Annotated in this window: 18 protein-coding genes; 14 read left to right on the top strand and 4 right to left on the bottom strand. The window is 73.3% G+C overall.

All coding sequences use genetic code 11. The annotated features are described in order from the left end of the window. Nucleotides 1-15 precede the first annotated feature (15 nt). Nucleotides 16-1,347, bottom strand: coding sequence for an MATE family efflux transporter (locus ABD106_RS09520; protein ID WP_343919745.1), 1,332 nt, complete (start codon nt 1,345-1,347; stop codon nt 16-18). A gap of 109 nt (nt 1,348-1,456) precedes the next feature. Between ABD106_RS09520 and ABD106_RS09525 the strand changes: the two genes are divergently transcribed. From ABD106_RS09525 to ABD106_RS09540, 4 genes are all read left to right on the top strand, one after another. Further along, nucleotides 1,457-3,397 (top strand): M13 family metallopeptidase, encoded by a 1,941-nt coding sequence (locus ABD106_RS09525; protein WP_343919747.1) that lies wholly within the window; start codon nt 1,457-1,459, stop codon nt 3,395-3,397. A gap of 97 nt (nt 3,398-3,494) precedes the next feature. Beyond that, entirely contained in the window at nt 3,495-3,785 is a 291-nt protein-coding gene (locus ABD106_RS09530) for a hypothetical protein (RefSeq protein WP_343919749.1), read from the top strand. Then, nucleotides 3,782-4,258 carry a phage holin family protein gene (locus tag ABD106_RS09535; RefSeq protein WP_343919751.1) on the top strand — a complete coding sequence of 159 codons (477 nt, stop codon included), beginning with the start codon at nt 3,782-3,784 and terminating at the stop codon, nt 4,256-4,258. The genes ABD106_RS09530 and ABD106_RS09535 overlap by 4 nt, the downstream gene beginning before the upstream one ends. Then, nucleotides 4,255-4,473, top strand: coding sequence for a DUF3618 domain-containing protein (locus ABD106_RS09540; RefSeq protein WP_343919753.1), 219 nt, complete (start codon nt 4,255-4,257; stop codon nt 4,471-4,473). Before ABD106_RS09535 ends, ABD106_RS09540 begins: the two co-directional genes overlap by 4 nt. Before the next feature lie 12 nt (nt 4,474-4,485). Here the strand turns inward: ABD106_RS09540 and ABD106_RS09545 are convergent, their stop codons facing one another. Next, nucleotides 4,486-5,709: a phosphotransferase family protein gene (locus tag ABD106_RS09545; protein ID WP_343919755.1), complete on the bottom strand. Its 1,224-nt coding sequence runs from the start codon at nt 5,707-5,709 to the stop codon at nt 4,486-4,488. 54 nt (nt 5,710-5,763) lie between these two features. Continuing rightward, nucleotides 5,764-6,576: a class II glutamine amidotransferase gene (locus ABD106_RS09550; protein WP_343919757.1), complete on the bottom strand. Its 813-nt coding sequence runs from the start codon at nt 6,574-6,576 to the stop codon at nt 5,764-5,766. A 183-nt stretch (nt 6,577-6,759) separates the two neighbouring features. On the opposite strand from ABD106_RS09550, the gene ABD106_RS09555 reads away from it, so the two are divergent. Beyond that, nucleotides 6,760-8,169 (top strand): ATP-dependent DNA helicase, encoded by a 1,410-nt coding sequence (locus ABD106_RS09555; RefSeq protein ID WP_343919759.1) that lies wholly within the window; start codon nt 6,760-6,762, stop codon nt 8,167-8,169. 16 nt (nt 8,170-8,185) lie between these two features. On the opposite strand, the gene ABD106_RS09560 is transcribed toward ABD106_RS09555, so the two are convergent. Then, entirely contained in the window at nt 8,186-8,752 is a 567-nt protein-coding gene (locus tag ABD106_RS09560) for a MarR family winged helix-turn-helix transcriptional regulator (protein ID WP_343919761.1), read from the bottom strand. A 63-nt stretch (nt 8,753-8,815) separates the two neighbouring features. On the opposite strand from ABD106_RS09560, the gene idi reads away from it, so the two are divergent. The 9 genes from idi to ABD106_RS09605 are packed head-to-tail and all read left to right on the top strand — an operon-like array spanning nt 8,816 to nt 16,378. Continuing rightward, the gene (gene idi, locus ABD106_RS09565; RefSeq protein WP_425545737.1) at nt 8,816-9,364 is read left to right on the top strand and encodes an isopentenyl-diphosphate Delta-isomerase; all 549 of its coding nucleotides are present in this window, start codon (nt 8,816-8,818) and stop codon (nt 9,362-9,364) included. A 5-nt stretch (nt 9,365-9,369) separates the two neighbouring features. After that, entirely contained in the window at nt 9,370-10,380 is a 1,011-nt protein-coding gene (locus tag ABD106_RS09570; protein ID WP_343919763.1) for a polyprenyl synthetase family protein, read from the top strand. Further along, nucleotides 10,377-11,291 carry a phytoene/squalene synthase family protein gene (locus ABD106_RS09575; RefSeq protein WP_343919765.1) on the top strand — a complete coding sequence of 305 codons (915 nt, stop codon included), beginning with the start codon at nt 10,377-10,379 and terminating at the stop codon, nt 11,289-11,291. Before ABD106_RS09570 ends, ABD106_RS09575 begins: the two co-directional genes overlap by 4 nt. Then, a complete protein-coding gene (gene crtI / locus ABD106_RS09580; RefSeq protein WP_343919767.1) occupies nt 11,288-12,865 on the top strand; it encodes a phytoene desaturase family protein in 1,578 nt (525 codons plus the stop codon). Before ABD106_RS09575 ends, crtI begins: the two co-directional genes overlap by 4 nt. Beyond that, the gene (locus ABD106_RS09585) at nt 12,862-13,194 is read left to right on the top strand and encodes a lycopene cyclase domain-containing protein (RefSeq protein ID WP_343919769.1); all 333 of its coding nucleotides are present in this window, start codon (nt 12,862-12,864) and stop codon (nt 13,192-13,194) included. The genes crtI and ABD106_RS09585 overlap by 4 nt, the downstream gene beginning before the upstream one ends. After that, complete coding sequence (locus tag ABD106_RS09590; protein ID WP_343919771.1) at nt 13,191-13,571, top strand: lycopene cyclase domain-containing protein; 381 nt, start codon at nt 13,191-13,193, stop codon at nt 13,569-13,571. The genes ABD106_RS09585 and ABD106_RS09590 overlap by 4 nt, the downstream gene beginning before the upstream one ends. Continuing rightward, the gene (locus ABD106_RS09595; protein WP_343919773.1) at nt 13,564-14,451 is read left to right on the top strand and encodes a prenyltransferase; all 888 of its coding nucleotides are present in this window, start codon (nt 13,564-13,566) and stop codon (nt 14,449-14,451) included. The genes ABD106_RS09590 and ABD106_RS09595 overlap by 8 nt, the downstream gene beginning before the upstream one ends. Further along, entirely contained in the window at nt 14,448-15,932 is a 1,485-nt protein-coding gene (locus tag ABD106_RS09600; protein ID WP_343919775.1) for an SDR family oxidoreductase, read from the top strand. The genes ABD106_RS09595 and ABD106_RS09600 overlap by 4 nt, the downstream gene beginning before the upstream one ends. Next, nucleotides 15,929-16,378 carry a pyrimidine dimer DNA glycosylase/endonuclease V gene (locus ABD106_RS09605; protein WP_343919777.1) on the top strand — a complete coding sequence of 150 codons (450 nt, stop codon included), beginning with the start codon at nt 15,929-15,931 and terminating at the stop codon, nt 16,376-16,378. Before ABD106_RS09600 ends, ABD106_RS09605 begins: the two co-directional genes overlap by 4 nt. Nucleotides 16,379-16,380 lie beyond the last annotated feature (2 nt).

The following is a 16,380-nucleotide window of genomic DNA, read 5'->3' on the forward strand; positions in this document are numbered from 1 at the left end:
CGGTCGAGCCGCGGCTCAGCGGGCGGCGCCGGTGCGCACCCACGCATCGGAGCGGGCGCGCAGCCCGAGGGTCACCGCGCGGGCGCCGAGGTAGCCGAACGAGAACGCCGCCCAGATCACCGGGAGCGCGTCCCAGCCGGGCACGAGCGCGAGCAGCAGCAGCGGCAGGTAGACGGCGAGGTTCACGACCCCCGTCCAGGCGAGGTAGCGCACGTCGCCCGCGCCGATGAGCACGCCGTCGAGCACGAAGACGAAGCCCGCGATCGGCTGCGCGAGGGCGAGCAGCACGAGCGCGATCGGCAGCGCGGCGAGCACGCCGGGATCGGAGGTGAAGACGCCGCCGAGCACCCAGGCGACCGACAGGAGCAGGGCGCCCACGACGCATCCGAAGCCCACGCCCCAGCGCTGCAGCCGCCGCGTGACGGCGTGCACCTGCTCGGTGTCGGCCGCGCCGAGCGCCTTGCCGACCATCGCCTGCCCGGCGATCGCGAGCGCGTCGAGCGCGAACGCGAGCGTGGAGAAGAGCGTGAAGGCGATCTGCGTCGAGGCGAGCGTCGTCGTGCCGGCCTGCGTCGCGATCGCGGTGGTCGCGAGCAGCGCCGCGCGCAGCGAGAGCGTGCGCACGAAGAGCCAGCCCCCGGTCGTCGCGGTGCGACCGAGGTCGGACCAGCGGATGCCGAGCGGCACCTGGGCGCTTCGGGCCTCGGAACCGGCGAACCACAGGAAGAAGGCCGCCATGCCCCACTGCGCGATGACCGTGCCGAGCGCGCTGCCCGCGACCCCGAGCCCGGCGCCGTAGATGAGCACGACGTTGAGCACGGCGTTCGCCGCGAAGCCGATCGTGGCGACGACGAGCGGCGTGCGGGTGTCCTGCAGCCCGCGCAGCAGCCCGGTCGCGGCGAGCACGATGAGCATCGCCGGCAGGCCGAGGATCGAGATGCCGAGGTAGGTCGCCGCGTGCTCGGTGACGGCGGATGCGGCACCGAAGAGGGCGACGACGGGGTGCGCGAGGGGCATGGCGAGCAGCAGCGCGCCGCCCGCCACGACCGCGAGCCAGATGCCGTCGATGCCCGCGCGGATCGCGCCGGGACGATCGCCCGAGCCGAGCAGGCGCGCGACGGCGGGGGTCGTGCCGTAGGCGAGGAAGATGAGCAGCCCGACGACGGTCGAGAGCACGGCCACGCCGATGCCGACGCCCGCGAGCTGCTCGGCCCCGAGGTGGCCGACGAGCGCCGTGTCGACGAGCAGGAACGCCGGCTCGGCGATCAGGGCGCCGAGCGCCGGGACCGCGAGCGACAGGATCTCGCGATCCAGCGCATCCCCTCGCCTCCGCACCCGCAACCGCACTCGCCCACGCTAGCCGCGCGACCGGCTCGACGTCGCCAGTGGTCGCGGGAGCCAGCATCTGGGACGAGCGTCCACCGGCAGCGTCGCGACCGGACCGTAGGCTGACCGCATGACCAGCCTGTCCTCCGGCCTGCCCATCGACGACTTCAGCGACCGGATCCGGCCGCAGGACGACCTCTTCATGCACGTGCACGAGCGCTGGCTCGAGCGCACCGAGATCCCCGACGACAAGGCCCGCTGGGGCTCGTTCGCGGTGCTCGCCGAGGAGGCCGAGCGCGCGGTGCGAGAGATCGTCGTCGAGATGCAGGAGGCAGCGCCGGGCACCGACGCGCGCAAGGTCGGCGACCTGTACAGCTCGTTCCTCGACGAGGCGGCGGCCGACGCGAAGGGCATCGACCCCATCCGCCCGCTGCTCGAGCGCGTCGAGCAGGTGGCCGACATCGACGGCCTGCTCGCGCTCATCGGCGACCTCGAGTCGATCGGCGGGCCGAGCGTCGCGGGCCAGTGGGTCGACACCGACCCGGGCGACCCCACGCGCTACATCGTGCAGATGAACCAGGGCGGCCTCGGCATGCCCGACGAGTCGTACTACCGCGAGGAGGGCTTCGCCGAGGTGCGCGAGGCGTACCTCGCGCACCTGACGACGATGTTCGGCCACCTCGGATCCGACCGGGCCGAGGCCGAGGCGGTCGTGGTCTTCGCGCTCGAGACCGAGCTCGCGACGCACCACTGGGACCGGGTCGCGTCGCGCGACGACGAGAAGACGTACAACGTGCAGCGGCCGGCCGAGGCGCACCCGCGGCTGCAGCCGTGGCTGCGCGCCATCCGCGCGCCGGAGGGCACCTTCGAGGAGGTCGTCGTGCGGCAGCCGAGCTACTTCGAGGGGCTCGCGACCATGCTCGTCGACGAGCGCGTCGAGGAGTGGAAGTCGTGGCTGCGGATGAGCATCCTGCACGCCTTCGGCTCCTACCTCACGACCCAGATCTCGCGCGACCAGTTCGCCTTCTACGGCACGGTGCTCACCGGCGCGACGGTGCAGCGCGAGCGCTGGAAGCGCGGCGTCTCGCTCGTCGAGGGGATGCTCGGCGACGCGGTCGGGCGCATCTACGTCGAGCGGCACTTCCCGCCGCACGCGAAGGCCGCGATGGACGTGCTCATCGAGCACCTCGTCGGCGCCTACCGCGACTCGATCTCGAAGCTCGAGTGGATGACCGAGGGCACCCGCCAGCGCGCTCTCGAGAAGCTCGAGCAGTTCACGCCCAAGATCGGCTACCCGGTGCGGTGGCGCGACTACGGCTCGCTCGAGATCGGCCACGACCTCGTCTCCAACGTGCAGGCCGCCACGCGCTTCGAGCACGATCGCGAGCTCGCGAAGATCGGCCGTCCGATCGACCGCGACGAGTGGTTCATGAACCCGCAGACCGTCAACGCGTACTACAACCCCGGCTTCAACGAGATCGTCTTCCCGGCGGCCATCCTGCAGCCGCCGTTCTTCGACGCCGAGCGGGATGCGGCGGCGAACTTCGGTGCGATCGGTGCCGTCATCGGCCACGAGATCGGCCACGGCTTCGACGACCAGGGCTCGAAGTACGACGGCGAGGGACGCCTCATCGACTGGTGGACGGACGAGGACCGCGCGGCGTTCGAGGAGCGGACCGGCTCGCTCATCGCGCAGTACGACGCGCTCGAGCCCGTCGCGGCGCCCGGCTACACCGTCAACGGCGCGCTCACGATCGGCGAGAACATCGGCGACCTCGGCGGGCTCGGCATCGCGTGGAAGGCCTACGAGGCCTCCCTCGGCGGCGAGGAGCCGCCCGTCATCGACGGCCTCACCGGCGCGCAGCGATTCTTCCTCTCGTGGGCCTACGCGTGGCAGCTCAAGATCCGCACGGAGGAGGCCATCCGCCTCGTCTCGCTCGACCCGCACTCGCCGAACGAGCACCGCACGAACCAGGTGGTGAAGAACCTCGACGCGTTCGTCGAGGCGTTCGACGTGCGGGCAGGCGACGGGCTGTGGCTCGACCCGGAGGCGCGCGTCACGATCTGGTAGCGCCCGCCGAACAACCTGGGAGCGCGCACCGGTCGCGCGTGGGTATCGTTGAGCGTCCAGGTCCAGCACAGCTGGCAACCCAACGGCAGGAGCGAACATGCGCGGCAGGATCCTCTTCGTGATCGGCCTCGGCGCGGGCTACGTGCTCGGCGCGAAGGCCGGGCGTCAGCGGTACGAGCAGATCGCGAGCGCCGCCGACAAGGTGTGGAACTCGCCCTCGGTGACCAAGCAGCGCCACGAGGTGCAGCACTTCGTCGAGACGAAGGCTCCGAAGCTCATGGAGTCGGCGACGGGCGCGGCCGGCGAGGCGATCGACAAGGTCAAGCGCAAGGGCCAGCGTCGCGGCGACCACGGCTCCGACATCGCCCGCCCCGAGGACGTCTCATGATCCAGCGCAAGTCGCTCGGCGATCTCCTGGCGGACACGCCGCAGATGATCGTCGACCTCGCTAAGGCGGAGGTCGAGCACCTCAAGCAGGAGGTCGCGGGCAAGGCGAAGGGGCTCGGCGTGGGCGCCGCGCTGCTCGCCGCCGCCGGGTTCTTCGCGATCTTCCTCTTCGCGTGGCTCCTCTACGCGGGCTTCGAGGGCCTCAACGTCGTGTTCGCGCCGTGGCTGTCGGCGCTCATCGTCTCGGGCGTGCTGCTCGTGATCGTGGCGATCCTCGCGCTCATCGGGCTCGGCTCGATCAAGAAGAACAAGGACTTCGACGACCTTGAGGCCGTCGACAGCATCAAGGACGACGTCAACATGGTCAAGGGCCTCGGCCACGCCGCCGACGGCACGAGCCCGCTCGACGACCTGCCCAGCGCCACGTCGACGTCGGGCGCGACCACGCCGAGGACGAACGGAGACCTCCGATGACCGACCAGCGCGACATCGACCGCAAGCGCGAGGAGCTGCGCCAGCACCTCAACGAGATCGAGGATCGCGTCAACCCGAAGAAGGTCGCGAACCGCTTCGTGGGCAAGGCGCAGGACTCGTACAACGACGACCCCACCCCGTGGCTCGCGGGCGCCGCCGGTGTCGTCGTGCTCGTCGTCGGCGGCATCGTGCTCGCCGTCCTCGGCCGCAAGTAGCGCCCTGGCGGCTCACACCGCCGAGGTGTCGACCGCAGCGACCGCGCCCGGCAGCAGCCGCAGGTTGCGCGCGACGACGCCGCCGAGCTCCCACGCCGACTGCGGCTCGGTCGCCGCGGCGATCCGCTCGAAGGTGACGGTCTGGAAGACGAGGTCGGCGAGCGGTGCCAGCGCGAGCACGCGGTCGACGTCGACGTGCGGGAGCGCGGAGCGCCAGACGTCGGCGTAGGCGGCGATCGCCGCGGCGGCTGCCTTCGGATCGGCGGAGCGCGCGAGGTGCACCGCGTCGAGGAACGGGTGGCTGACGCATCCGTCGGTCCAGTCGAAGATGCGCAGCGTCTCGCCGTCCCACGCGACGTTGCCGAGGTGCAGGTCGCCGTGCGCGAGCGTCTCGGGGATGCCGGCCTTCCAGCACTCGCGCGTCAGGAGCACGGCGCGGTCCGCGGCGGCACGGGCCGCGTCGAGCTCCTCCGCGCTCAGCAGCGCGAGCTCGGGGCTCTCGTCGAGCAGTCGTCGGAACGCGTCGATCGTCTCGTCGACGCCGCGTCGCTCGAGGCCGGCAGCGAGCAGCTCCGGCACACGCGCGACGCACGCGAGCTGCGCGGCCGCCCATCGTCGCGCCAGCTCGAGCGCGGTGCCCGGTGCCTGCTCGGTCGCCTCGACCCCGGTCATCGGCTCCATGAGCACCCAGCCCTCGGTCGCCTCGATCGCGACGACCTGCGGCACGAGCGCGGGGAGCAGGCGTGCGACCTCCGCGTAAATGCGCGGCTCGGTGCGGAAGTGCTCGCACGCGGCCTCGCACCACAGCACGCCGCCGTCGGCCGGCACGCGCACGACCGCGGCGAGGCTCCAGAGCTTGAACGGCTCGACCGGCCCGGTGCGCCGACGGCCGGTCGGCGCGAGCACGACGTCGATCCACGCCTCGACGAGGTCGAACCATCCGGGCTGGAACCAGTCGGGACGGCGCTCCGGCATGCCGGCGGGGCCGAGCTCGGCGATCGCGCGCTCGACGACGCGCGCGAGCTCGGGGTCGGGGAGCGAGCCGGGCGCGACGAACCGCCCGGGTGCGCCGATCCCGCGCATGCCGACGACGTGCACGAGCCGCCCGTCCGCCAGTCGGGCGGTCGGTGCGACGGGGATGTCGGCGCCGACGCTCGAGAGCACCTCGGCGAGCGCACGGTCGTCGTCGACGGCGGCGGGCAGCGTCGGGAGCGCGCCGGTCGCGTCGACGAGCACGGCGTCGCCGCGCAGGAGCGCGACGAGCTCGGGTGCCGCAGCGATCCGCGGCTCCTAGGCCGCGGGCTCGACGGCGTAGGCGTGCAGCTCGCGGCGGTCGACCGTCAGCTCGGCGAGGTCGACGCGCACCGCGGTCTCGGGCGCCATGCGGTTCCAGCCGTCGCCGGTGAGGCCGCTCGAGGTGACGGCGATCGAGCCGTCCTCCGAGCGCCGCCACGACAGCTGGTAGTAGTGGTCGACGTGATCGGCCGGCAGGTCGTCGCCGAGCCCCGACTCCTCGAAGAGCTCGAGGGGGACGGGCGCGCCCTCGTTCGCGTGCACGGCGATGAGCTCGTGCCGCGACAGCACGAGCAGGTTGAGCGCTGAGGTCGGGAACTCGCGGCGCAGCTCGGTCACCGTCGCGGTGACCGCGTCGAAGAGCGGCTCGCCCGCGTCGTGGCGGCGCAGGATGAGCGCGAACACGACGGCGGTGTCGGTCTCGCCGCCGACGCGCGCGAGCTCGTCGTCGGTCACCTTCTCCCGCAGGCGCGAGAACGGTGTCACCGAGCCGTTGTGCGCGAGCACGATGTCGTCGACGCGGAACGGGTGCGTGTTCTGCACCCGGCTCGCGAAGCCCTCGGTCGCGAGCCGCAGGTGCGTGAGGCGCGCCCTCGACGGGGTGTCGCCGAGCGCGTCGGTCAGGTCGGGGTTGTCGAGGCCGCGCACGGGGTCGCGGTACCGGCGGACGGCCTCGCCGTCGAGCCAGGCGGTGCCCCAGCCGTCGGTGTGCAGGCGGCCGAGCCGCTGCCACTCCTGCGCGGCGCGCTCGCCGATGACGTCCCGCGTCGTGACAGGGGCGGGGGAGACGTGCGCGAGCAGTCTGCACATGGTGGTTCCCCCTCTCCGGTCGCGTCGCATCCATCCTCTCGCATCTCGGCGCTGCGCGCCGCTCGCGTGTCACAGTCGGTCACAATCGCGCTCGGGCCGCCGGCCGAGCGCGCGCCGATCGGTTCCGGGGGCGCGCTGGGGACGCTCCGTGCGGCCACGCGCCAGGTGCGGGAGGATGGTGGGATGACCGTCGAGCTCACCCCGGAGCAGCTGGCGATCTTCGCGTCCATCGAGGACGGCGACGAGCACCTGTTCATCACCGGTCGCGCGGGCACGGGCAAGTCGACGCTGCTGCGCCACCTCACCGAGCACTCGAAGAAGCAGATCATCGTGTGCGCCCCCACGGGGGTCGCCGCGCTCAACGTCGGCGGGCAGACGATCCACTCGCTGCTGAAGCTGCCGCTCGGCGTCATCGCCGACGCGCCGCTGCGGCAGCGCACCGAGCTCAAGACGATGCTCGGCAAGCTCGACCTGCTCGTGATCGACGAGATCTCGATGGTCAACGCGGATCTCATGGATGCGATCGATCGGTCGCTGCGCCAGGCGCGCGGCGTGCGGTCGGTGCCGTTCGGCGGCGTGCAGGTGGTCATGTTCGGCGACCCGTACCAGCTGGCCCCGGTGCCGGGCGATGCGGAGGAGCGCGCGTACTTCGCCGACCACTACGAGTCGATGTGGTTCTTCGACGCGCGCGTCTGGCGCGAGGAGACCGAGATGACGGTCGTCGAGCTCGTGCACATCCACCGGCAGACCGACCTCGAGTTCAAGCAGGCGCTCAACGCCGTGCGGCACGGCACCGTGACGGCCGAGATCGCGCAGCTGCTCAACGACGCGGGCGCGCGCACGCCGCCCGGCGACGACGTGCTCACGCTCGCGACGCGCAACGACACCGTCAACCGCATCAACGCGCGCGAGCTCGCGCGCCTCCCCGGCCGTCCGAAGACGGCGATGGCCGACATCACGGGCGACTTCGGCGGGCGCCAGTACCCGGCCGACGCCGAGCTGCAGATGAAGCTCGGCGCGCAGGTGATGTTCCTGCGCAACGACGCCGAGGGCCGCTGGGTCAACGGCTCGCTCGGCAAGGTCGTCGACATCGGCGGCACCGTCTGGGTGGAGGTCGACGGCGAGCAGCACGAGGTCGAGCCGGCGGTCTGGGAGCAGTACCGCTACTCCTACTCGCCGACGACGAAGGAGATCAAGCGCAACGTCGTGGCCGAGTTCACGCAGTTCCCGCTGCGGCTCGCGTGGGCGGTGACGATCCACAAGTCGCAGGGCAAGACCTTCGACCGAGCGGTCGTCGACCTCGGCACGCGCGCGTTCGCCCCCGGCCAGACGTACGTCGCGCTCTCACGGCTCACCTCGCTCGAGGGCCTCTACCTGTCGCGCCCGCTGCGGCCGGCCGACATCATCGTCGACCAGCGGGTGCGCCGATTCATCCACGAGGTCCGCGCTCGCGATGCCGCGCGAGCCGCGCGCGACGACCTGCGCCGCGCGGCGCCGTCACCGGATGCGCCGCCGGCCGAGACGGCCGCCGAGGAGGACCGGCGCGACCGCGTCGATGCAGGATTCGCCTCGGATGCGCCGCCACCGTTCTGATCGGCGCGCCGGCTCGTCAGTCGGCGGCGTGGTCGCTGTAGTCGAGCACCGGCAGGTCGGCGAGCTCGCGCAGGAAGTGCGTCGCCGCGCGCCGCTCCGCGCTCGTCATCGAGGCAGCGACGACGAAGCGACGCGCGTGGTCGCGACCGACCGACGACGTCGCGGTCGCTCGCGTGCCGTCCGTGACGACGATCGACAGCGCGCGACGGTCGGTGGGATGCGACTCGCGGCGGATGTGCCCGGCGTGCTCGAGCCGGTCGAGCAGCTTCGTCACCGAGGGGCCCGTGATCCCGAGGTGCTCGGCGAGCATCGTCGAGGTGACGATCCGCTGCTCGCGGCGCGCGACCATCAGGAAGCGGATCGCGCGCATGTCGTTCTCACCGAGCTTCATGAACCGGCGGCTCGCCTCGCTCTGCGCCTCCGAGGCCTCGTGCCAGCGCCGCAGCGCCTGGAAGAGGTCCATGACCTCCTCGACGTCGTCGTCGCTCAGGCCGAGCTCGCGGACGAGGTCGGCGGATGCGTCGAGGCGCCGCGGGTCGAGCATGCCTCGCTCCTCGCTGGGGCGCTTCTCCGGACGCATCATGGAGCCATACTAGGGTCAAAGACTCATAGTTGCGTTGGCTCATTATTTGCTACGCTCGGCCCCATGGCGATCATGGCGCAGACCGACCCGGAGCTCGTGGTGCTCCTCGACGACCGTCGGCAGCCCATCGGCACTGCGCCGAAGGCGACCGTGCACACGGCCTCCACGCCGCTGCACCTCGCATTCTCCTGCCACCTCCTGGACGCCGACGGCAGGATGCTCGTGACGCGCCGCGCGCTCAGCAAGATCGCGTGGCCGGGCGTCTGGACGAACGCGTGCTGCGGCCACCCCGCCCCGGGTGAGTCGATGGAGTCGGCGGTGCGCCGCCGCCTGCAGCACGAGCTCGGCGTCGATGTCGAAGGCCTCGAGCTGGCGCTGCCCGACTTCGCGTACCGCGCCGTCGACGCGAGCGGCATCGTCGAGAACGAGGTGTGCCCGGTGTTCGTGGGCCGTGTGGCGGGCGAGCTGCGCCCGGCCGCGACCGAGGTCGCCGAGTGGCAGTGGGTCGAGCCCGAGCGCCTGCAGGCCGGGCTGCGGGCTACGCCGTGGGCGTTCAGCCCGTGGCTCGTGCTGCAGGCCGAGCAGCTGCCCGTGCTGGCGGGCGCAGCGTGACGGCCGTGGACGCGCCGACGCTGCTGGCCGAGGTCGAGCAGCGCATCGCCCTGCTCGCAGCACCGACGGGGCAGCACCCCGTGCAGGTCGCGGCCCAGCACGCGGTCGGCGGCGGCAAGCTGCTGCGCCCGCGCCTCGTGGTCGCCGCGGCGGGCGAGCGGGCCGACCGCGAGGCCGTCGTCACCGTCGCCGCGGTCGTCGAGCTGCTGCACGCCGCCCTGCTCGTGCACGACGACGTGATCGACGACGACGACGAGCGCCGCGGGGTGCCCTCGGTCGCGCGCGGCGCCGCCGACACGGCGGTCGCGGCGGGCATCCCGGTGCCCGTCGCCGAGCGCATCGGCATGACCACGGCGATCGTGGCGGGCGACGCGCTGCTCGTCCGAGCGCTCGCCGCCCTCGCGAGGCTCGATGTGCCGACGCCCATGCGGTCGCGGCTCGCCGACATCGTCGAGCGCGCCATGGTGCATGCCGCCGAGGGCGAGCACGATGACGTCCTGTTCGCCGGGGCGCCCGCCGACGAGGCCGCGGTCGACCGCATCCTCGAGGGCAAGACGGCCGACTACTCGTTCCGCGCGCCGCTCGAGCTCGGCGCCGTGCTCGGCGGCCGCGACGAGTCGGCGATCGCCGCGCTCGGCGCGATCGGGCTCCGGATGGGCGTGCTGTACCAGCTGCGCGACGACGTGCTCGGCGTGTTCGGCGACGAGGCGCAGACCGGCAAGAGCGTGCTGAGCGACATCCGCGCCGGCGCGCCCACGCTGCTCTTCGTGCTCGCGAGCCGCGACCAGGCGTGGCAGCGCCTCGCGCACCACTACGGCGACCCTGAGGCCGACGAGGGCGCCGCCGCGAGGATCCGCGCGGTCATGCGCGGCAGCGGGGCGCTCGCGGAGGTCGAGCGGCGCATCGACGCGGAGTGCGAGGCGGTGCGCCAGCTGCTCGCCGACGCACCGATCGAGGAGCCGCTGCGCGCCGAGCTGACGACCATCCTGGAGCGCTGCGCGGAGCGCGGACGATGACGGGGCTCGACCTCTACACCGCGACCGCGCGCCGCGCGAGCGCGACGGTGATCGAGGCCTACTCCACCTCGTTCGGCATGGCGAGCCGGCTGCTGCCGCCGGCGATGCGCGGCGACATCCAGACGGTCTACGCGCTCGTGCGCGTCGCCGACGAGATCGTCGACGGGCCGGGCGCCGAGTCCGGGCTCGACCCGGCCGCGTGCCGGCGCGTGCTCGACGGGCTCGAGCAGGAGGTCGAGCGCGCCATCGCGACCGGCTTCAGCGCCGACCTCGTGGTGCACGCGTTCGCCGAGACTGCCCGGCGCGTCGGCATCGACAGCGGCCAGACCGCACCCTTCTTCGCCGCCATGCGCCGCGACCTCGACCCCGTCGCGTTCGCCGACGATGGCGAGCTGCGTCGCTACGTCTACGGCTCCGCCGAGGTCGTCGGCATCATGTGCGTGCGCTGCTTCACGGCCGGGCACGCGCTGCCCGACGCCGAGGCGCGGCGCATCGCCCGCGGTGCGCGAGCGCTCGGCAGCGCGTTCCAGGTCGTCAACTTCCTGCGCGACCTCGGGGCGGACTCGCAGGCGCTCGGCCGCACCTACCTGCCGGGTCTCGACCCCGCGCACCCGACCGACGCGGCGGTCGGCAGCGTGCTCGATCGCCTCGAGGGCGAGCTGCGGATCGCGCGCGGCACGATCCCGAGCCTGCCGCGCGAGGCGCGACCCGCCGTGACCGCGGCGCACGACCTGTTCGCGGCGCTCGCGCGGCGCATCCGCGCGACGCCCGCCTCGGAGCTGCCGCATCGGCGCATCAGCGTGCCGCGCACCGAGAAGGCCGCCATCATCGCGCGAGCCGCGCTCGGCGCGGGGCTCGCGCGCGCCTCGGCCGCGTCGCCGCGCACCGCCCGACCGGAGCCCGTGCGATGAGCCGGATCATCGTCATCGGCGGTGGCATCGCGGGGCTCGCGAGCGCTGGGCTGCTCGCGCGCGACGGCCACGAGGTCACGCTCGTCGAGCAGACGGCCGCGCTCGGCGGCCGGGCCGGCGTCTGGCGCTCGAAGGGCTTCACGTTCGACACCGGGCCCTCGTGGATGCTCATGCGCGAGCCCTACGAGCACGCGTTCCGGATGCTGGGGTCGAGCCTCGACGCGGAGGTCGACGTCGTGCGCCTCGATCCCGCCTACACGGTGCTCTTCGAGGGCGAGGCCGAGCCGCTCGAGATCTCCGGCGACCTCGCGACGACGATCGAGCGCGTCGAGGGGATCGAGCCGGGAGCGGGGGCGCGGCTGCGCGCATACCTCGACTCGGCGACCGAGACCGCTGCGCTCGCGACCGGCGGCCTGCTGTCGAACCGCTTCGACTCGCCGCGCGCGTTCGCTGGCATGGGCCTCGCGAGCCGCTTCCCGAAGCTCGCGCGGCTGCTGCTCGAGTCGCTCGAGTCGCGCATCGCGCGCTCCTTCCGCGACCGCCGGCTGCAGCAGGCGCTCGGCTACCCGGCCGTCTTCCTCGGCACCGAGCCGAAGTCGGCGCCGTCGCTCTACCACCTGATGAGCCACTTCGACCTCGTCGAGGGCGTCTGGTACCCGCAGGGCGGCTTCACCCGCCTGGTCGACGCGCTCGCCCGGCTCGCGACCGAGGCGGGCGCGACGATCCGCACCGGAGCGCGCGTCGGGCGCATCCTCGTCGTGGACGGCGCCGCGCGGGGCGTCGAGCTCGCGAGCGGCGAGCGCATCGAGGCCGACCTCGTCGTCTCGGCCGCTGACGGGCACGCGACCGACACGAAGCTGCTCGCCCACGTGCCCGGCGTCGCGGAGCGCGCACGGCGCCGCTGGGAGCGGAGCACCGCCGGCCCCTCGGCGGTGCTCGTGATGCTCGGCGTCGAGGGGGCGCTGCCGCAGCTCGAGCACCACACGCTGCTCTTCACGCGCGACTGGGAGGACGGCTTCGGCCGGATCTTCGGCCCGGCCGCGACCGATCCCGCGGACGGCGTCGCCGACCCTGCCTCGCTCTACGTCAGCCGCACCTCCGCGACCGACGCCTCGGTCGCGCCCGACGGCCACGAGGCGCTCTTCGTGCTCGTCCCCGTACCGGCCGACGTGCGCCTCGGCGCCGGCGGTGTCGACGGTGCCGGCGACGCCGCGGTCGAGGCGATCGCCGACCGGGCGATCGCGCAGATCGCCGAGTGGGCGGGCATCCCCGACCTCGCACGCCGCATCGTCACGCGTCGGACCATCGGTCCCGCCGACTTCGCCCGAGACTTCGACTCGTGGCGCGGCATGGCGCTCGGCCAGGCGCACACCTTGCGCCAGAGCGCCTTCCTGCGCGGCTCGACGAAGCACCCCGCGGTGCGCGACCTGCTGCTGGCCGGCTCGACGACCGTGCCCGGCATCGGCGTGCCGATGTGCCTCATCTCGGCCGAGCTCGTGGTGAAGCACGTCCGCGGCGACCGCTCGACCGGCCCGCTGCAGCCGCTCGACCGCAGCGCTGAGGGCGCCCGATGAGCTTCGCCTACCTCGGCGCGATCGCGTTCGCGGCGCTCGGCACCGGCGCGATCGACGCGCGCTACAGGCTCGCGCTCTTCCGCGACGCTCGCCGTGCGCTGCTCGCGGTGGTCGTGACGGCCGCGGTCATGCTCGCGTTCGACCTCCTCGCCATCCAGACGGGCAACTTCCGGCTCGGCGCCTCGCCGTGGATGACCGGCTTCGAGGTGCTGCCGCACCTGCCGATCGAGGAGATCGCGTTCCTGCTCTTCCTCGCCTACGTCTCGCTCGTGGCGTTCACCGGCGCCGAGCGCGTGCTCGTCTCGCGCAGGACGAAGGAGGCGCGGTGACCTACGCGGTGCTGCTCGCGCCGGTGCTCGCCGCCGCGATCGTGGCTCTCGTCGTCGCGCTCCGGGCCCGGCGGCGCAGCTGGGTCGCGCTCGCGATCGCCGCCGCCATCCTGCTCGCGCTCACGACCGTGTTCGACACGCTCATGATCGCCGCCGACCTCTTCCGCTACGACGACGCCCTGCTGCTCGGTCCCCGCATCGGCCTCGCGCCGGTCGAGGACCTCGCCTACGCGCTCATCGCGCTCTTCGTCGTCGTCGCGCTGTGGCGCCTGCTGCCCACGCGCATCCGCTCGTCGTCGGCCGCGCGGTCGAGCTGGTCGGACGGGGCTGCATCGGATCGGGCTGGGTCGGAGAGGACCGGGTCGGCCGATGCCTGAGGTCACCCGCGAGACCGGGCTCGGCCGGCGGCTGCTGCTCGCCTCCCGCCCGGTCAGCTGGATCAACACGGCGTTCCCGTTCGCCGCGGCGATGCTGCTGACGACCGGAGCGATCGACGCTCGGCTCGTGCTCGGCACCCTCTTCTTCCTCGTGCCGTACAACCTCGCGATGTACGGCATCAACGACGTCTTCGACTACGAGTCCGACGCGAACAACCCGCGCAAGGGCGGCATGGAGGGCGCGCTGCTGCCCCCGTCGACCCACCGCGCGACGCTGCTGTGGTCGGTCGGCCTCGCCGCGCCCTTCGTCGTCGCGCTCGTCGCGCTCGGGGGACCCGCGTCGTGGGCGGTGCTCGCCGTGAGCCTGTTCGCCGTGGTCGCCTATTCGGCGAAGGGGCTGCGGTTCAAGGAGGTGCCGGTGCTCGACTCGATCACCTCGAGCACCCACTTCGTGAGCCCGGCCGTGTACGGCCTCGTGCTCGCGGGCGCCGACTGGACGCCGCAGCTCGTCGCCCTGCTCGCCGCGTTCTTCTGCTGGGGGATGGCGAGCCACGCCTTCGGCGCCGTGCAGGACGTCGGGCCCGACCGCGAGGCGGGCATCGGCTCGATCGCGACCGCGCTCGGCGCGCGCGCGACGGTGCGGCTCGCGATCGGGCTATGGGTCGCGGCCGGCGCGCTCATGCTGCTGACGCCGTGGCCGGCCTGGATCGCGGCGGTCGTGGCGCTGCCCTACATCGTGCTCGCCGCGCCCTTCTGGAGCGTGACCGATGCCGGCAGCGCCGCGGCGAACCGCGGGTGGCGACGCTTCCTGTGGGTGAACTACGCCGCCGGCTTCGTCGTGACGATGGTGTGCATCGCATGGGCGATGGGGGTGCGATGAGCGGCAGGCGCATCCTCGTGACCGGGGCGACCGGCTACGTCGGCGGGCGGCTCGCGCCGCGGCTCGTCGAGGCCGGCCACTCGGTGCGCGTGCTCGCGCGCGATCCCGGGCGGCTGCGCGATGCCGCGTGGGCCGACGACGTCGAGATCGTCAAGGGCGACCTCGAGGTGCCCGACGAGGTGCGGCGCGCGGTCGAGGGCATCGACGTCGTCTACCACCTCGTGCACGCGATGGGCGCCGGCGGCGACTTCGCGAAGGCCGAGCTGCTGCAGGCGCAGCACGTCGCGGCGGCGGCGAGGCAAGCGGGCGTGCAGCGCATCGTCTACCTCTCGGGGCTCCACCCGGAGGGCGAGCGGCTCTCGAAGCACCTCGCCTCCCGCGTCGCGGTGGGGGAGGCGCTGCTCGGCTCGGGCGTGCCGACGATCGTGCTCGAGGCGGGCATCGTGATCGGGTCGGGATCGGCGTCGTTCGAGATGATCCGCCACCTGACCGAGGTGCTGCCGTACATGCCGGCGCCGCGCTGGGTGCGCAACTTCGTGCAGCCGATCGCGGTGCGCGACGTGCTGCACTACCTCGTCGAGGCGGCCGCGGTGTCCGGCGACGTGCACGGCACCTTCGACATCGGCGGCCCGGACGTGCTGCGCTACGGCCAGGTCATGAACGGCTACGCGGTGGAGGCGGGGCTGCCGCAGCGGCCGATCGCGCCGCTGCCGGTACTGACGCCGTGGCTCGCGTCGCAGTGGGTCAACCTCGTCACCCCGGTGCCGCGCGCGATCGCGATGCCGCTCATCGGCTCGCTGCTGCACGACTGCGTCGTCGAGGAGCGGCGCATCGACGCGATCATCCCGCCGCCCGAGGGCGGCCTGACGGGCTACCGCGGCGCTGTGCGGCTCGCGATCGCACGGGAGCGCTCCGGTGACATCGAGTCGAGCTGGCGCTCGGCGTCGGCCGCCGGGGCGCCCTCCGATCCGCTGCCGAGCGACCCGCGCTGGTCGGGCTCGACGGTGTTCGAGGACGCGCGGGAGCGCACGACCGACGCCTCGCCCGAGGCCCTGTGGACGGTCGTCGAGGCGATCGGCGGCGCTCGCGGCTGGTACTCGGTGCCGCTGCTGTGGAGCCTGCGCGGACTCGCCGATCGCATCGTCGGCGGTGTCGGGCTGCGCCGCGGCAGGCGCGATCCCGATCGCCTGCGCGAGGGCGACACCGTCGACTGGTGGCGCGTCGAGCGCATCGAGCGGGGCCGGATGCTGCGCTTGCGCGCCGAGATGAAGGTGCCGGGCCGCGCGTGGATCGAGTTCAGCGTCGAGCCCGTGCAGCTCGACTCGGGCGAGCAGGGCTCGCACTACCGGCAGCGGGCGATCTTCCTGCCGAGCGGGCTGAGCGGCCGGCTCTACTGGTGGTCGCTCGTGCCGGCGCACCAGGTGATCTTCGAGGTGATGGCGAGCCGCATCGTCACCGTCGCGAAGTCGGGCAGTCGTTGAGGGTCTGGTCGTTGCACCCCGCGCTGCTCGACCGGCAGGGGCTCACGGCCTGCTGGCGCGAGGGGCTGCTCGCCCAAGCGGTGCTCGCCGGGCGCACGAAGGGCTACCTGCGGCATCCGCAGCTCGAGCGCTTCCGCGCGCAGCCCGATCCGCTCGCGAGCATCGGTGCCTACCTCGCGGCCGTCGCCGACGAGGCGGATGCGCGGGGCTACCGCTACGACCGCTCGAGGATCGAGCGACCGGGTCCCGCGCCCCTCATGGCCGTCACCGACGGGCAGCTCGAGCACGAGCTGCAGCACCTGCGGGCGAAGCTCGCGGTGCGGAGCCCCGACCGGCTGCCGCTCGCGGACCGCGCCCTGCCGCATCCGCTCTTCGTCGTGGAGACCGGGGGCATCGCGACGTGGGAGCGCGTCACCGACGAGGGCGCTCGGGCGGCCGGCTCGTAGGG

The sequence above is a fragment of the Agrococcus citreus genome (assembly GCF_039527715.1).
In the GTDB taxonomy this organism is placed as follows: domain Bacteria; phylum Actinomycetota; class Actinomycetes; order Actinomycetales; family Microbacteriaceae; genus Agrococcus; species Agrococcus citreus.

Excerpts from the sequence above, each read along its gene's own strand:
- ABD106_RS09600 (WP_343919775.1), top strand. The coding sequence starts at position 14,448 with ATGAGCGGCAGGCGCATCCTCGTGACCGGGGCGACCGGCTACGTCGGC.
- ABD106_RS09555 (WP_343919759.1), top strand. The coding sequence starts at position 6,760 with ATGACCGTCGAGCTCACCCCGGAGCAGCTGGCGATCTTCGCGTCCATC.
- ABD106_RS09585 (WP_343919769.1), top strand. The coding sequence starts at position 12,862 with ATGAGCTTCGCCTACCTCGGCGCGATCGCGTTCGCGGCGCTCGGCACC.
- ABD106_RS09560 (WP_343919761.1), bottom strand. The coding sequence starts at position 8,752 with ATGATGCGTCCGGAGAAGCGCCCCAGCGAGGAGCGAGGCATGCTCGAC.
- crtI (WP_343919767.1), top strand. The coding sequence starts at position 11,288 with ATGAGCCGGATCATCGTCATCGGCGGTGGCATCGCGGGGCTCGCGAGC.
- ABD106_RS09550 (WP_343919757.1), bottom strand. The coding sequence starts at position 6,576 with ATGTGCAGACTGCTCGCGCACGTCTCCCCCGCCCCTGTCACGACGCGG.
- idi (WP_425545737.1), top strand. The coding sequence starts at position 8,816 with ATGGCGATCATGGCGCAGACCGACCCGGAGCTCGTGGTGCTCCTCGAC.
- ABD106_RS09530 (WP_343919749.1), top strand. The coding sequence starts at position 3,495 with ATGCGCGGCAGGATCCTCTTCGTGATCGGCCTCGGCGCGGGCTACGTG.
- ABD106_RS09540 (WP_343919753.1), top strand. The coding sequence starts at position 4,255 with ATGACCGACCAGCGCGACATCGACCGCAAGCGCGAGGAGCTGCGCCAG.
- ABD106_RS09575 (WP_343919765.1), top strand. The coding sequence starts at position 10,377 with ATGACGGGGCTCGACCTCTACACCGCGACCGCGCGCCGCGCGAGCGCG.
- ABD106_RS09595 (WP_343919773.1), top strand. The coding sequence starts at position 13,564 with ATGCCTGAGGTCACCCGCGAGACCGGGCTCGGCCGGCGGCTGCTGCTC.
- ABD106_RS09525 (WP_343919747.1), top strand. The coding sequence starts at position 1,457 with ATGACCAGCCTGTCCTCCGGCCTGCCCATCGACGACTTCAGCGACCGG.
- ABD106_RS09535 (WP_343919751.1), top strand. The coding sequence starts at position 3,782 with ATGATCCAGCGCAAGTCGCTCGGCGATCTCCTGGCGGACACGCCGCAG.